14 protein-coding genes are annotated in these 13,597 nt (G+C 50.2%); 5 read left to right on the forward strand and 9 right to left on the reverse strand.

Features of this window, described 5'->3' with window-relative positions; genetic code table 11:
* Window positions 1-3 precede the first annotated feature (3 nt).
* The 6 genes from otsA to OGX90_RS03355 form a co-directional block, all read right to left on the reverse strand.
* Window positions 4-1,425 carry an alpha,alpha-trehalose-phosphate synthase gene (otsA, locus tag OGX90_RS03330; protein WP_008785073.1) on the reverse strand — a complete coding sequence of 474 codons (1,422 nt, stop codon included), beginning with the start codon at window positions 1,423-1,425 and terminating at the stop codon, window positions 4-6.
* Window positions 1,400-2,203 (reverse strand): trehalose-phosphatase, encoded by an 804-nt coding sequence (gene otsB, locus OGX90_RS03335; protein ID WP_218659166.1) that lies wholly within the window; start codon window positions 2,201-2,203, stop codon window positions 1,400-1,402. Before otsB ends, otsA begins: the two co-directional genes overlap by 26 nt.
* 175 nt (window positions 2,204-2,378) lie before the next feature.
* Window positions 2,379-3,365 carry an L-arabinose ABC transporter permease AraH gene (araH, locus tag OGX90_RS03340; RefSeq protein ID WP_003034609.1) on the reverse strand — a complete coding sequence of 329 codons (987 nt, stop codon included), beginning with the start codon at window positions 3,363-3,365 and terminating at the stop codon, window positions 2,379-2,381.
* A gap of 14 nt (window positions 3,366-3,379) precedes the next feature.
* Window positions 3,380-4,894, reverse strand: a complete 1,515-nt coding sequence (araG, locus tag OGX90_RS03345; RefSeq protein ID WP_003839135.1) for an arabinose ABC transporter ATP-binding protein AraG — start codon at window positions 4,892-4,894, stop codon at window positions 3,380-3,382.
* A 132-nt stretch (window positions 4,895-5,026) separates the two neighbouring features.
* Entirely contained in the window at window positions 5,027-6,016 is a 990-nt protein-coding gene (locus tag OGX90_RS03350) for an arabinose ABC transporter substrate-binding protein (RefSeq protein ID WP_003833897.1), read from the reverse strand.
* A gap of 318 nt (window positions 6,017-6,334) precedes the next feature.
* Window positions 6,335-6,892: a DJ-1/PfpI family protein gene (locus OGX90_RS03355; RefSeq protein ID WP_286623128.1), complete on the reverse strand. Its 558-nt coding sequence runs from the start codon at window positions 6,890-6,892 to the stop codon at window positions 6,335-6,337.
* A gap of 555 nt (window positions 6,893-7,447) precedes the next feature.
* Here OGX90_RS03355 and OGX90_RS03360 point away from each other — a divergent pair.
* A complete protein-coding gene (locus OGX90_RS03360; protein ID WP_003034597.1) occupies window positions 7,448-7,951 on the forward strand; it encodes a non-heme ferritin-like protein in 504 nt (167 codons plus the stop codon).
* Window positions 7,952-8,090: 139 nt separating this feature from the next.
* On the opposite strand, the gene OGX90_RS03365 is transcribed toward OGX90_RS03360, so the two are convergent.
* Window positions 8,091-8,342: a DUF2766 family protein gene (locus OGX90_RS03365; protein ID WP_003034595.1), complete on the reverse strand. Its 252-nt coding sequence runs from the start codon at window positions 8,340-8,342 to the stop codon at window positions 8,091-8,093.
* A gap of 129 nt (window positions 8,343-8,471) precedes the next feature.
* On the opposite strand from OGX90_RS03365, the gene OGX90_RS03370 reads away from it, so the two are divergent.
* Window positions 8,472-9,893, forward strand: a complete 1,422-nt coding sequence (locus OGX90_RS03370) for an MFS transporter (RefSeq protein WP_060683679.1) — start codon at window positions 8,472-8,474, stop codon at window positions 9,891-9,893.
* A 33-nt stretch (window positions 9,894-9,926) separates the two neighbouring features.
* Here OGX90_RS03370 and OGX90_RS03375 read toward each other — a convergent pair whose 3' ends face one another.
* Window positions 9,927-10,565, reverse strand: coding sequence for an RpiB/LacA/LacB family sugar-phosphate isomerase (locus tag OGX90_RS03375; protein WP_003034591.1), 639 nt, complete (start codon window positions 10,563-10,565; stop codon window positions 9,927-9,929).
* Window positions 10,566-10,832: 267 nt separating this feature from the next.
* Between OGX90_RS03375 and yecR the strand changes: the two genes are divergently transcribed.
* On the forward strand, window positions 10,833-11,168 hold the full coding sequence (yecR, locus tag OGX90_RS03380) for a YecR family lipoprotein (protein WP_008785081.1): 336 nt from the start codon (window positions 10,833-10,835) through the stop codon (window positions 11,166-11,168).
* Window positions 11,169-11,362: 194 nt separating this feature from the next.
* Window positions 11,363-11,860, forward strand: a complete 498-nt coding sequence (gene ftnA / locus OGX90_RS03385; RefSeq protein ID WP_003034588.1) for a non-heme ferritin — start codon at window positions 11,363-11,365, stop codon at window positions 11,858-11,860.
* Between the two features lie 45 nt (window positions 11,861-11,905).
* Here the strand turns inward: ftnA and OGX90_RS03390 are convergent, their stop codons facing one another.
* Entirely contained in the window at window positions 11,906-12,145 is a 240-nt protein-coding gene (locus tag OGX90_RS03390) for a YecH family metal-binding protein (RefSeq protein WP_003034586.1), read from the reverse strand.
* Between the two features lie 225 nt (window positions 12,146-12,370).
* On the opposite strand from OGX90_RS03390, the gene tyrP reads away from it, so the two are divergent.
* Window positions 12,371-13,582: a tyrosine transporter TyrP gene (tyrP, locus tag OGX90_RS03395; RefSeq protein WP_286623129.1), complete on the forward strand. Its 1,212-nt coding sequence runs from the start codon at window positions 12,371-12,373 to the stop codon at window positions 13,580-13,582.
* Window positions 13,583-13,597 lie beyond the last annotated feature (15 nt).

The following is a 13,597-nucleotide window of genomic DNA, read 5'->3' on the forward strand; positions in this document are numbered from 1 at the left end:
ACTTCATGCGAGTTTAGAACAGGAAGAGATATTGTCTGGCAGTTGGCATTGACTCCGACGCGGCGTGACCGTTTTAAGATCGCAAATGAACGTCGCCTGCCAGTTGTCGATATCGTTTTTAACGATAGTCTCAAGCATTTCAGCGTGGCGCGAGATACGTTCGGTAAGTGGCATCGTCAGCGCCTGGTTTAATGCGCCTGCCACTTCATCCCGGTCATAAGGATTAACAATAAGCGCGGAGGTTAGCTCGTTCGCCGCCCCGGCAAATTGCGATAAAACCAGCACGCCAGGGTTAGCAGGATCCTGTGCGGCCACAAACTCTTTCGCCACCAGGTTCATACCATCGCGCAACGGGGTCACCAACCCTACATCAGAGTAGCGGAAGATCTTCATCAGCAATTTACGATCAAAATACTGGTTCAGATAGTAAAGCGGCGTCCAGCCCAGTTGCCCATATTTGCCGTTGATTCGCCCAGCCTCTGTTTCCAGTTGGTGGCGAATATCCTGATAGGCCTGCACCTCTTCACGCGAGGTCGGTGCTATCTGCGTATAGCGAATTTTACCGTGGTGCTGCGGATAATGTTCCAGTAAGGCCTCATAGGCCTGAAAGCGCTCCGGCAAGCCTTTGGAGTAATCCAGACGCTCCACGGAGAAAATATTCTGCACATTTTTAAGCTCCGCTTTTAGCTGTGCCAATTTTGGTGGCAGCGGACCGGACGCCTGTCGAGCAATCTCATCCGGTTCAATACCGATGGGATAAACCTGAGTGCGAAACGCTTTTCCCCATGCCAGGTGCTGCTTATCTTTATGCGTGGACACCCGAGTCTGGGCTGCGAGACAGTCCAGAAAAGCCTGACGATCGTTTTCGGTCTGGAAACCAAGCAAATCAAAATCACACATTTGCTCAAGCAGCGCCAGATGTGGAGGGAGCGCATTAAAAATTTCCGGCGTCGGAAAAGGAATATGCAGGAAAAAACCGATGCGATTGCGCACGCCGCGCTTACGCAGCTCGCAGGCAAACGGCAACAGATGGTAATCATGAACCCAAATAATGTCGTCATCGCCAAGCAACGGCAGAAGTTTATCTACCAGTAAGGCATTAACCCGTTGGTAACCTTCCCAGGCAGAGCGCTGAAACTGAACTAAATCCAATCGATAGTGAAACGCGGGCCATAAAACCGCATTTGAAAACTGGCAGTAATACTCTTCGTAATCTTGCTCACTCAAATTAAACGAGGCCCAGGTGATATTGCCACGGGTGACCTTTTTTAAAGGTTTATCCTCATTACCTGTATCACCACTCCAGCCAAACCATAAACCACCAGCAGCTTTTAACGCGCCCAGTACACCGACCGCGAGCCCACCCGCGCTCCCTTTGTCATCTGGTGAGGCGATACGATTAGATACTACGACTAAACGACTCATAGCCACCTCTTCTGTTATTCGTTGCTTTCGGTTCTTGCTGCGAAGAGTTATTTTTCTCCAGCCAGTGCCAGACATCCCTGACACCATCCAGACGCCATGTTGCCTGCGTCGGCCCGCTCCCTACCTTTACAGAAATACCGCCAGCGCGGTTAACTACAGCAAACCCTGTTTCATCTGTCAGATCATCACCGAAAAACACAGGGATCCGGCCAGCAAAAGGCGCTTCCTGCATAAATGCAGCTATCGCGTCGCCTTTATTACTGCCCTTAGGCTTTATTTCCACGACACATTTTCCGTGCTGCAGAGCAAGCTGCGGCCATCTGCGCGTGATGCGTTCAGCCAGCGTAACCAGCGCCGCTTCGTGTTCGGGTGCCTGGCGATAATGCAACGCGAAGGCCATGCCTTTGGTTTCAAGTGTTGTCCCCGGTAACGTCACCAACGCTGCGTGTAATAACGCCCCGGCTTCACGTTCGATAACTTCAGGCAGGTTTACTATGTGCGTTTGACCATTGATGTCACGGCGTTCTGCCCCATGCACTCCGGCAAGCGGAAAACGAAACGGAGTAGTGAGTGCGTCAAGCTCAACCATTGAGCGCCCTGAAATCAATGCCAGCGCATCCGCATTCTGCGTCGCTAACCGATGTAGACATTGCAGGATTGTCTTCGGGACAACGACCTGGTCGGGAAAAGGTTTAATCTCAGCAAGTGTCCCATCGAGATCAAAAAAGTATGCACAGTTTGCAGATTGTTCAGGGGGTAAAGTCAGTGATGCTGTCACCCGGTTATCCTCCTCATCATGGTCAGAACGCCACGCGGATCGCGGCATATAGATGATGTATGACGGATATAAGTATAGACAGTGTGACCATGCTCGCCATTTGAAAAAACAATCGCCAGCCGGGTAGCGGCTGGCGACGGGCAGAAGCTAGACTAAAAAGTTGGGGTTTAAATCATCAAACGGTACGCTTCGCTTTTTGCTTGTAACGGTCGAAGATCACCGCCGCCAGCAGGATGAGGCCACGTACCACATACTGCGCGAACGGAGAGATATTCAGCAGGTTCATCGCATTCTCAACCGTCCCCAGGATCAACACCCCGGCCACCACATATGAGATTTTTCCGATGCCGCCTTTAAGCGAAACGCCCCCTAACACGCAGGCTGAAATCACGATCAACTCATAACCGATTGAGGTCATTGGCTGGCCGCTGGTCATACGCGATGCGAGGATAATCCCGGCAATGGCGGATACCAGACCGGAAAGAATAAAGATAATAATCTTGGTACGAACAACCGGAACCCCAGCCAGGCGCGCCGCCTCTTCATTGCCCCCAATGGCCAGCGTATTACGCCCAAACGTGGTTTTGTTCAGCAGTAAGCCAAAGACAATGAAACAAACGACCGTGATCCAAATAGGCGCCGGCAGACCAAACCAGTTAGCATAGCCGAGTGTGAAGAAACGCTCGTCTTCAATCCCGACTGCCTTACCGTCGGAGATAATATAGGCCAGACCACGTACAATCTGCATTGTCGCAAGAGTAGTGATCAGGGCGTTAATTTTTAACCGCGCAATCACGAACCCATTGACCAGGCCACACAGAATACCGAGCAGCAGTCCGGCAGCCACACCAATCCACAGACTTTCGGTCATGTTAATGACTACGGCAGTGGTAACACCAGCACAGGCAATCACAGATGCGACAGACAGGTCGAAATCACCGGATGCCAGGCAAAACAGCATCCCGCAGGCAACCATACCCGACATCGATACCGCCAGCCCTAACCCCTTCATGTTGATGAAAGTCGCAAAGTTTGGCACAAAGAGGGAACAAACCAGGAACAGCACGGCGAACACCACCAGCATGCCGTATTGATCCCAAATGCGGCCCAGATTTAGCGCCGACTTCGCTGCGCCAGAACCCGATGTAGAAACGGAAGACATCATACTCTCCTTATTCAGGCTACAGCCTGGCTGACTTTAGGCATAGCAAGGCTCAACGCCTGGCGCTCATCCGCCTGTTCATGAAGTAACTCACCGGCAATTTCACCTTCTCTCATCACCACAATACGGTCGGCAACACCGAGTACTTCTGGCAGGTCACTGGAAGCAAACAATACGGCCACACCGCGCGCTGCGAGGGCATAAATCACGTTGTAAATTTCATGTTTGGCGCCCACATCAATGCCGCGTGTAGGCTCATCCAACAAAATCACTTTCATCTCTTCCGATAACCAACGACCGAGAATAGCCTTCTGTTGATTACCGCCGGAGAGGTTCATGATCAGTTGCTCTGCACCCGGCGTTTTGATGTTGAGTGAACGAATATGGTGATCGGCATTGGTCTCTTCCCAGCCGTTGTTGATCACGCATCCCCCCAGAACATGCTTACGCCGTGCACTAATGTTGATGTTGTTGCGCACTGAATGGACCGGAATGATCCCTTCAGCTTTGCGATCCTCCGGGCACAGCATCATCCCCGCTTCAATGGCATGGCTTGGTTTACGGATATCGATAGGCTGTTCATCAATAAATACCTGGCCCGCAGTGATACGCGTACCGCCGAACAGCCCTTTCATTAATTCGCTACGTCCGGCCCCCACCAGGCCAAACAACCCGACAATTTCACCGCTTCGCACGGATAAGCTGATTGGCGTACGCACGCCTGGAGCTTTGACTTCATGCAGCCGCAGACGCTCTGTGCCATACGGTCTGGATTTCCAGCCATAGATATCCCCGAGGTCGCGCCCGACCATCGCCTGCACCAGCGCATCGTGATCGACCTGCTGCATGTCCGTGAACGTTTTGACGTAATGACCATCTTTAAACACGGTGATGGCATCGCTGAGAGCAAAAATCTCCTCCATACGGTGTGAAACGTACAGAATGATGCGTCCTTCGTTGCGCAGCTCACGGATGACGCGAAACAGATTCTCAATCTCGCGAGCCGACAGGGAGCTGGTTGGTTCATCAAAGGCGATAATTTTGGCGTTTCGCGCCAGCGCTTTTGCAATCTCCACCATCTGCCACTGGCCAATGGAGAGGTATTTCAGTGGGGTATCGGGATCGATATCCATCCCCAGATGCTTCAGCTGGATTCCTGCTTCATAGTTCAGCAGCGAGCGGTTCACAATCCCGCCTTTGTGCGGTAACTGCCCTAAGTAAATATTCTCGGCAACGGTCATTTCCGGGACGAGATGCAGTTCCTGATAAATAATGGCGACACCGGCGTTGAGTGCGGCAGTGGTATCCGCGAACGAAACTTCCTGTCCGCGGATCGTCAGAGATCCCGTTGTTGGCGCATAGTTACCGCTGAGAATTTTTAAGAGTGTTGATTTCCCGGCGCCATTTTCGCCCATCAGCGCATGCACCTGTCCGGCATAGCAGTCGAAACTGATATCCGTCAGCGCCTTAACGCCCGGGAACGTTTTGCCAATGCCGCGAAATGAGAGATACGGGGTAGACTGTTGCATAACGTCTCCGTGAGTCAGGATTTTACCGGCCAGGAAAACCGCCGGACGTAGGCCCGGTAAGCACAGCGCCACCGGGCATTGCGCCGGAAGGCGGCTTCGCCTAATCCGGCCTACAACATCGCAGCACTTCTGTTACTTACCGCCTAAGCCTTTCTTCGCCAGCTCTTCTTTGAAGTTATCGCGGGTAATCAGCACCACATCTGTCACTTCAGTGAATGCCGGTGGCTCTGCACCTTTCGTTACCCAGTTGTAGAGCATTTCACTGGATTTGTAGCCGTGCACGTCCGGGCTTGGCAGCAGTGAACCGTAGAACCCGGTCGCTTCGCCTTTGGACAGTTCGCTCACCGCGTCAACACCGTTGATTCCGATACCAATCACGTTTGGTGCTTTGAAGCCCTGCCCCTCGGTCGCACGTACGCCACCCAGCACGGTGTTGTCGTTCATGCCGACAATCAGCCAGTTTTTGACTTCAGGATGCTGAACCAGCATGGAGTTGGCGGCGTCAAATGCGCCGGGGATGTCATTCGATTTTGTTGGGACCTGGTAAATCTGTTTTTCCGGGAAGCCTGCGGCTTTAAGCGCTTCCATTGAACCAGAAGTACGACGACGTGCGGTATCCAGTTCGTTGGCGGTAATGGCCATTACGGCGGTGGATTTCACATCCCAACCGCGTTTTTGCATCTCTTTGTACAGCTCCTGGCCCTGGCGTTCACCAATTTTGGTTGCCGCCATCATCACCAGCGGCACGGTATCCATCGGCTTACCTTTGGCGTTGGCAAACTGGTCGTCGACGGCAATGACTTTCATATCGTAGCCACGTGCCTTAGCCATAATGGCTGGCCCCAGTTTTGGATCTGGCGTACAAATCACAAACCCTTTTGCTCCACTTGCAGCCAGGCTGTCGATGGCGTTAAGGGTTTTCTCACCATCCGGAACGGCAATTTTAATCACCTCAAAACCAAGGTCTTTACCGGCTTTATCGGCAAATTTCCATTCAGTCTGGAACCACGGTTCTTCCGGCTGTTTGACCAGGAAACCGAGCTTCATGGATTCAGCGATAGCGGATTGTGACATAATGGCCGCCAGACCGATGGCAGCCAGCGCTTTAGTGAATTTGTGCATGGTTAACTCCAGCTTTAACGTTCTTTTATGTAGGGTAAAATCAGACGATTTTTTGTAATTCGGACGTAAAACAAGGCATTACCTTTTATTGATAAGATCAATGCCAGTGCTGAGAGTATTTTTAGCGGGAAATTGATTCTCCATAAGAGAGCGGCATCACACCACAGAATTACAGTAATTGCGTACATAAATTCAGCGGGAAATGACATAAAAAAACGCGGTTTTGTCGACGGGAAAAAAGAGGGGTAGCAGATTAGTCCATAACATCAGCCAACGAATCCTTGTTCCCGAATACCGAAGCATTCGGGAGCACAATGATTACCATCTGTAATAAATGTGGTCAGCGTGATCGCGAACCGGAATGTCATCTCCCAATAGACGCGCTGAAAGCGTCAATGCAAAATCGAAAATATGCCCTAATCCTTTGCCGCTAATAAGGTTGCCATCTTCAACAACCGGCGCATCAATATATTCCCCATCCGCGACGTTTTGCCACAGATCTCCCGAACACACATAGCGACGCCCCTTCAGCAGGCCGTTGCCGCCCAGCACGCGCGCCGCCGCAGAACACACCGGGCAAATGAGTTTTCCAGCCTCGTCATGGCGAGCGATAAACTGGATGACAGCCTCACTGGCGGCAAGGTTAACGCTGCCCTGCGGCCCGCCGGGTAACACAACGGCATCATAAAGATCCGTCTGACGCGCAGCCAGCGTGCTGTCCGTCACCATCGGCACGTCATGGTAGCTCACCACCGCACGGGACTCGGCGCAGGCCAGTGTTTCAACTTCGATCTGCAGGCGACGCAGAATATCAATGGTAACAATGGCTTCCGCCTCTTCAAAACCAGGTGCCAGTAGCACGGCAACCTTTTTCATACACACTCCTCGATTTTTCCAAATACACCAAACAATAAATGTCGAATCATTCAGGCGCTTAACTTTATTAATTTCCACAAAACTGATCTGGCGCAAAAAAAATTAGCCAGCAGATAGCGTTCACCGACGCGGGTCAATGGTGAAATTTCTTCATCCGAAGACCAGATAATCATCTGGCGACAGACAATACCTGATTGTGAAATTCCATTTCGTGATATGAAACATCATTTCATTATCAATATTTCACTTTAATGCTATAAATATCAATCTGTTATATTCACAGCATTTATATACACAAGCGGAAAAATCACTAATATTGCTATGACAATATGTAAAAAATCATAAATACGCAGATTTAAGGATTTTCTTATGTCGGGACTGGAGTTATGCTGAATCTCGATCGGGAGCGAATATAATTCGTGATCACTAAAGGACCGGCGGAACGGATTTATTCTGCTAACAGTTTTAATTGTACGTAGAGGTGACGTGTAGCGGCAGCCCGTTGCACTGACGTTAGTAACGTACATCCCCCTTTCTGGAAATAAGGATATTGATATGGCTGCAGTTGGAATTGTTCATAAACTCAACACACAAATGAACCTCGAGTTCTACGCATCGAATCTTTACCTGCATCTCAGTGAATGGTGCTACGAACACAGCCTGACTGGCACCGCAACCTTTCTACGCACCCAGGCGCAAGGTAACGTGACTCAAATGATGCGTATGTTTAATTTTATGAAAAGTGCCGGGGCTAACCCTATCGTCAAGGCTATCGATGTTCCAGGTGATGAACTAACTTCCCTTGAAGAACTGTTTCAGAAAACGCTGGATGAATACCAACAGCGTTACAGCAAGCTATCACGCTTAACCAATGAAGCAGAAGCCTTGAATGATGCAACAACCATTGATTTTCTTCACGATCTGGAAAAAGAGCAGCAGCAGGATGGCGTGCTGTTACAGACGATTCTTGATGAAGTCCGCAGCGCTAAACGTGCGGGACTGTGCATGGCGCAAACCGATAAGCACCTGCTGAACGTCGTGAACTATCAACATCACTAATCTTCAATTTTCATCGTGTTAATGCCGGATAACGATGCGACGCACCTTATCCGGCTGGTGCTTAATTTTCTCTACGCCCACGCCTCTCATTCTGCGAGGCGCAAAAAAACCTTTCTAAAACCTGAAACAACGGTTTATTTTAGTGAGATTCATTCTGCGGCGTGAATTTCAACTCGATCAAGGCAACCGCTTTTTGTATTGCGCGCATAGTGACCGGATCGGCACCTGCAGGATGGCTGGAAAAGTCGATGCTTTTCAGCTGGCTGGACATTTTCTCCCGAACTTCAACTGGGGCAATAACATCAAGAACATCCAGAATCTGCTTGATAACCAGCTGACAGGCAACAACGTCCGAGAGCAGTTCCTGATCGGCATTCAGTGTTTGGGACATAGTGAGCTCCTTATAGAAAGGTCGTCATAGTACCCATTCAACGAACGAAACGATAGCCGCGCATACCTTCCGAATGCGCTGAAAATAAAAATAGTTCCAGTCAGTTTCTTTTGAGATGGCAAGCACAACATGAGTGAACATTTAGCGGTTGAGAACAAACGCGGTCTATCCCCGGCTGCATTACTTGTTGCCGGGGCTTTCTTTATGGAGTTTATTGACGGCACGGTGATTGCCACCGCACTGCCCGACATGGCGAAAAGTTTTGGCGTGCAGGCAGTTGACCTGAACATAGGTATCAGCGCCTATCTGATCACCCTCGCGGTACTGATCCCCGCCAGCGGCTGGATTGCGGATCGCTTCGGCGCCAGAAAGGTGTTTACCCTTGCACTGGCGATATTTACTCTCGCCTCGGTTTTATGCGGTTTGTCCGAAAGCCTTGAGAGCTTTGTCGCCATGCGAATCTTACAGGGTGTAGGTGGTGCGCTAATGGTTCCGGTTGGCCGACTCGCGGTATTACGAACCACGCCTAAACATCAGTTGATCACCGCTATTGCGACCCTGACCTGGCCCGCTTTAGTCGCGCCCATCATTGGCCCTCCCCTTGGCGGATTCATTACCAGCTATGCCAACTGGCGCTGGATCTTCTTCATTAATGTACCGCTCGGAATACTGGCGATTGCGCTGGCGCTACGTTTTATCCCGGATATTCATGACGACGAGCGCCGCCCATTTGATATAACAGGATTTATCGCAACCTCTGTTGCGATGGTGAGCCTGGTGTATGCCATGGAGTTACTGGGAACCCAACAGCCTCAGGGCTGGCTGACCGCCGGACTTTTGGTGCTAGGAACATTGACCTTTCTGTTTGCCCTGCATCATTTTCGTCGCACCGCCTGGCCAATGATTCGCCTTGATGCCATGAACGTCCCTACTTTTCGCGTCACCATGTATGGCGGATCGCTGTTTCGTGCCTCTATCAGCGCCGTGCCGTTTCTGCTGCCGTTAATGTTTCAGGTAGGTTTTGGCATGAACGCTTTTCACGCGGGTTCACTGGTGCTGGCGGTATTTGTCGGCAATCTGACGATTAAACCTGCCACCACCCCGTTGATACGCTGGCTGGGCTTTAAGAAGCTGCTGTTGATTAACGGTGCACTTAATGTTCTGGCGTTGCTGGCCTGTGCATTAATTACGCCGCAGACCCCCGTGTGGGTTATTTTGCTGGTGTTGTATCTGGGCGGTGTGTTCCGCTCAATTCAGTTTACCGGCGTCAGCACGCTTGCCTTCGCGGACGTCCCCGCGGCACAAATGAGCTACGCTAATACGCTGTTCAGTACGGCGACACAATTAGCAGTGGGATTGGGCATTTCTTTAGCCGCTATTGGCATCCGCATTGGCGATGTGGTCAGTGAAAAGCTGGCATTGGGCAATATTCCGGGGATCAGTTTCCGGCTGGCCTTTGTCGCTATTGCCATTATTTGTCTGGTAGGTATGGTGGATACGCTACGGCTCACCCGTGATGCAGGAAGCGCAGTATCGAACAGGAACAGGTAGCCCGGAGGGTGAACGCCGCCGGGCCAACAGGATTTAGCCAATCACCTCGCGTACAAACGCTTCGATTGCTTTGTCCTGGCAGTTTTCAAAGAAGCACTGCTGGAAGCGCGGGCCTGATACAGCGGTTTTCACCAGTTCAGGATCGATCGCGCGCAGCGTGTCCAGATAATTTTCTTTTACCACAGCCGCTTTCACCTGATTCAGAATACCGGCGTTACGCACCTGCGGCTCTTTACGCTCCGGTGGGTAGCCTTCACCGTTACGCCCGGTGAACGCTTTTTCAAACATATAGCGCACATTCAGCTCTGCACCCCAGCCAAAACCTTTGGCGAATGCCAGAGAAAGCGCGTTGCCGTTGTTAATTTGAGAGAACAAGAACGCATCTGCAGGATCAAGGCAATAACCACACACCACACCCGGATGGATATTCAGTGACATCATTGCCCCCTGGCCCGTACCGCAACCTGTAACAACAAAGTCTACAGCTTTGGAATTAAGCAGGATGCTGGCCATAATGCCTAAATGGATGTAGGTCAGATGATGATCATTTTCGTCGCTCATCCCAACGTTATAGACCGGAAAACCTTTCTCATCCGCAACGGCTTTAAGCTCATTATGGATGATGGCGTTTTTGCTTGCCTGGCTGTTTTCCATCATCAATGCAATTTTCATTCTGTACTCTCCTGAATGCGCTGCGGTAGCCCGCTGAAAGTCATAACACTCAGCCACATTACTATTTTGCAATCACACTTTCAAATTTAATGAAATTTAGTTTTAAAAAACAAAGTTGCGCTCACATTCCTGTCTGAACAGTTCAGAATTACCTCAAACAAATGACCTCGTTGTGATTAATCGCAGGTGATCTTCGGGCTATTCAAGCCATTGATGAGGGTCTCTGTATGCCATGATAGTGTATCTTCGAACTTTCAGAGCGATCTCATGAAGACCTTTATCCTAGCGCTTTTGCCGCTCATGCTGACAGGATGCACAATTACAAAACAGGCACAGGTCAGCGAAGCCAGCGCCATCACTGGTGTGGTTCGCCTGACTTATAATCAGGCCATGTTACAAACAGCACGTACCGATGACTACGTTACCCAGGGGACAGCCACCAAAGAGTGTCAGCGCCTGGGCTATGCCAGCGCAGAAGCGTTTGGCCAGCCGGTGTCAACCTGTAGCGTGTATGCAGGCTCTCTGTGCTTAAATACCAAAATTACACTCGCCTGGCAGTGTCATGGTGTCGCGGTGCCCCAATCACCTTCTTTCAATTATTAATATTTCCGACCAGCTCATTTTTGCTGGTCTTTTACCACTTTATTATTTATACCCTCCGTTTAATATCGTTAATGCGTTTTATTCCCATTCGCATTTTTAATAAATAAATTTATTATTTTACCTTTTGCAAATAATTAAATAACAAATTATAGTGGCGCCACGTCAATATATAATAACGTTTGTGGAGCAGAACCATGCTGAAAACAGAAATGATCGACCAACTGAATGAGCAAATGAATCTTGAATTATATTCATCTCTGCTCTACCAACAGATGAGCGCGTGGTGCAGCTATCACAGCTTCGAAGGTGCTGCCGCGTTTTTGCGCCGTCACGCCCAGGAAGAGATGACGCACATGCAGCGTCTGTTCGACTACCTGACCGATACCGGCAGCTTGCCGCGTATTAATACCGTTTCTTCACCCTTTGCTGAATATGCTTCTCTGGATGAACTGTTCCGTGTTACTTACGAACACGAGCAGCTAATCACCCAGAAAATTAATGAGCTGGCACACGCGGCAATGACCCACCAGGATTATCCAACCTTTAATTTCCTGCAATGGTATGTTGCCGAGCAGCATGAAGAAGAGAAATTATTTAAATCTGTTATTGATAAGCTGTCGCTGGCAGGAAAAAGCGGCGAAGGTCTTTATTTCATCGACAAAGAACTGGCTACGCTTGATACACAGAATTAATATTTTAGGGTAATGAAGGCAACCCGCCATCATTACCCCTTGAAATCAGTGACGGCAGATCTTGCTTTCGTGCGTAGAGAAGCCGTCTTCTTTTGCAATAAACTTTCCCTTCGCCGCTAAAAACGCCACCAACTCGCCTGCCGTCATATCCGCCGCAGAACAAGTGTGAAAACGCGCCTGCTCGCCGAAACGTGCCGTAATCGCCGCTTCAAGGCTGGCATTTGAATACTGCTCACCAGATTCAATCATCATGTTAAGCACTTCGTGACCGTGAATAGATTCCATATTACCTCCTTAATAAAGTCCGTAGCCTAATGTGAACCGCACATCGTCGCTTTGCGCTAACGCAGGTTTATCAGCAGATAAATGTCATTTGTTATACATCTTAATGGTCAAAACATCGTAAACATTAATGTACAGTCATTGTAACGGTGATTTGACGAAAATAGTGTTTTGCCTTAATCTGCGCCGCAGATATAACCATTGATTATCTCTGGGACAGAGGAAAGCGTGAAAAACAGAACCCTGGGTAGTATTTTTATCGTGGCGGGAACCACGATTGGTGCCGGTATGTTGGCAATGCCGCTGGCTGCGGCAGGCGTGGGGTTTAGCGTCACGCTGGTATTGTTAGTCAGTCTTTGGGCGTTGATGTGCTACACCGCTCTGTTGCTGCTTGAAGTGTATCAACATGTCCCGGCAGACACCGGGCTGGGTACGCTGGCAAAACGTTATCTTGGTCGTTACGGACAATGGGTAACGGGCTTTAGCATGATGTTTTTAATGTATGCCCTGACGGCGGCGTACATCAGTGGTGCAGGTGAACTGCTGGCCTCCAGCATCAGCGACTGGACCGGAACAAATATTTCCCCGACAACAGGCGTACTGCTGTTCACCTTTGTTGCCGGTGGCGTGGTTTGTGTTGGGACCTCGCTGGTCGATCTGTTCAACCGTCTGCTATTCAGTGCCAAGATAATCTTCCTGGTGGTGATGCTGGCTCTGTTAATGCCGCATATTCATAAAGTGAACCTGCTTACGCTGCCGCTGCAACAGGGGTTGGCGCTCTCCGCAATCCCGGTCATCTTCACCTCGTTCGGTTTTCACGGCAGTGTTCCCAGTATCGTCAGCTATATGAACGGTAACATCCGTAAACTGCGTTGGGTGTTTATTACGGGTAGCGCTATTCCTCTGGTCGCCTATATCTTCTGGCAACTGGCGACGCTTGGTAGCATTAACTCGACAACATTCATGGGGCTTTTAGCCAATCACGCAGGCTTAAACGGCTTATTGCAGGCATTGCGTGAAGTCGTGGCTTCGCCGCACGTCGAACTGGCGGTGCATCTGTTTGCTAACCTCGCACTGGCAACCTCTTTCCTCGGCGTTGCATTGGGATTATTTGACTACCTGGCCGACCTCTTCCAGCGCCGCAATACCGTAGCGGGAAGAATGCAAACCGGCGCGGTGACCTTCCTGCCACCGCTGGCATTCGCGCTGTTCTATCCGCGTGGTTTTGTCATGGCATTAGGATATGCGGGCGTTGCCCTGGCGGTGCTGGCGCTGCTCATTCCCTCGATGCTGGCCTGGCAGAGCAGAAAACATAATCCGCAGGCCAACTACCGCGTAGCAGGCGGTGCTCCGGCGCTGGCGCTGGTATTTTTGTGCGGCATTGTGGTGATAGCAGTACAGTTTTCTATTGCAGCAGGATTACTACCAGAAGTGGGTTAAAACAAAGGGGCTTTC

Origin of the sequence: Citrobacter sp. Cpo012, from assembly GCF_030333015.1 — a bacterium.
In the GTDB taxonomy this organism is placed as follows: domain Bacteria; phylum Pseudomonadota; class Gammaproteobacteria; order Enterobacterales; family Enterobacteriaceae; genus Citrobacter; species Citrobacter portucalensis.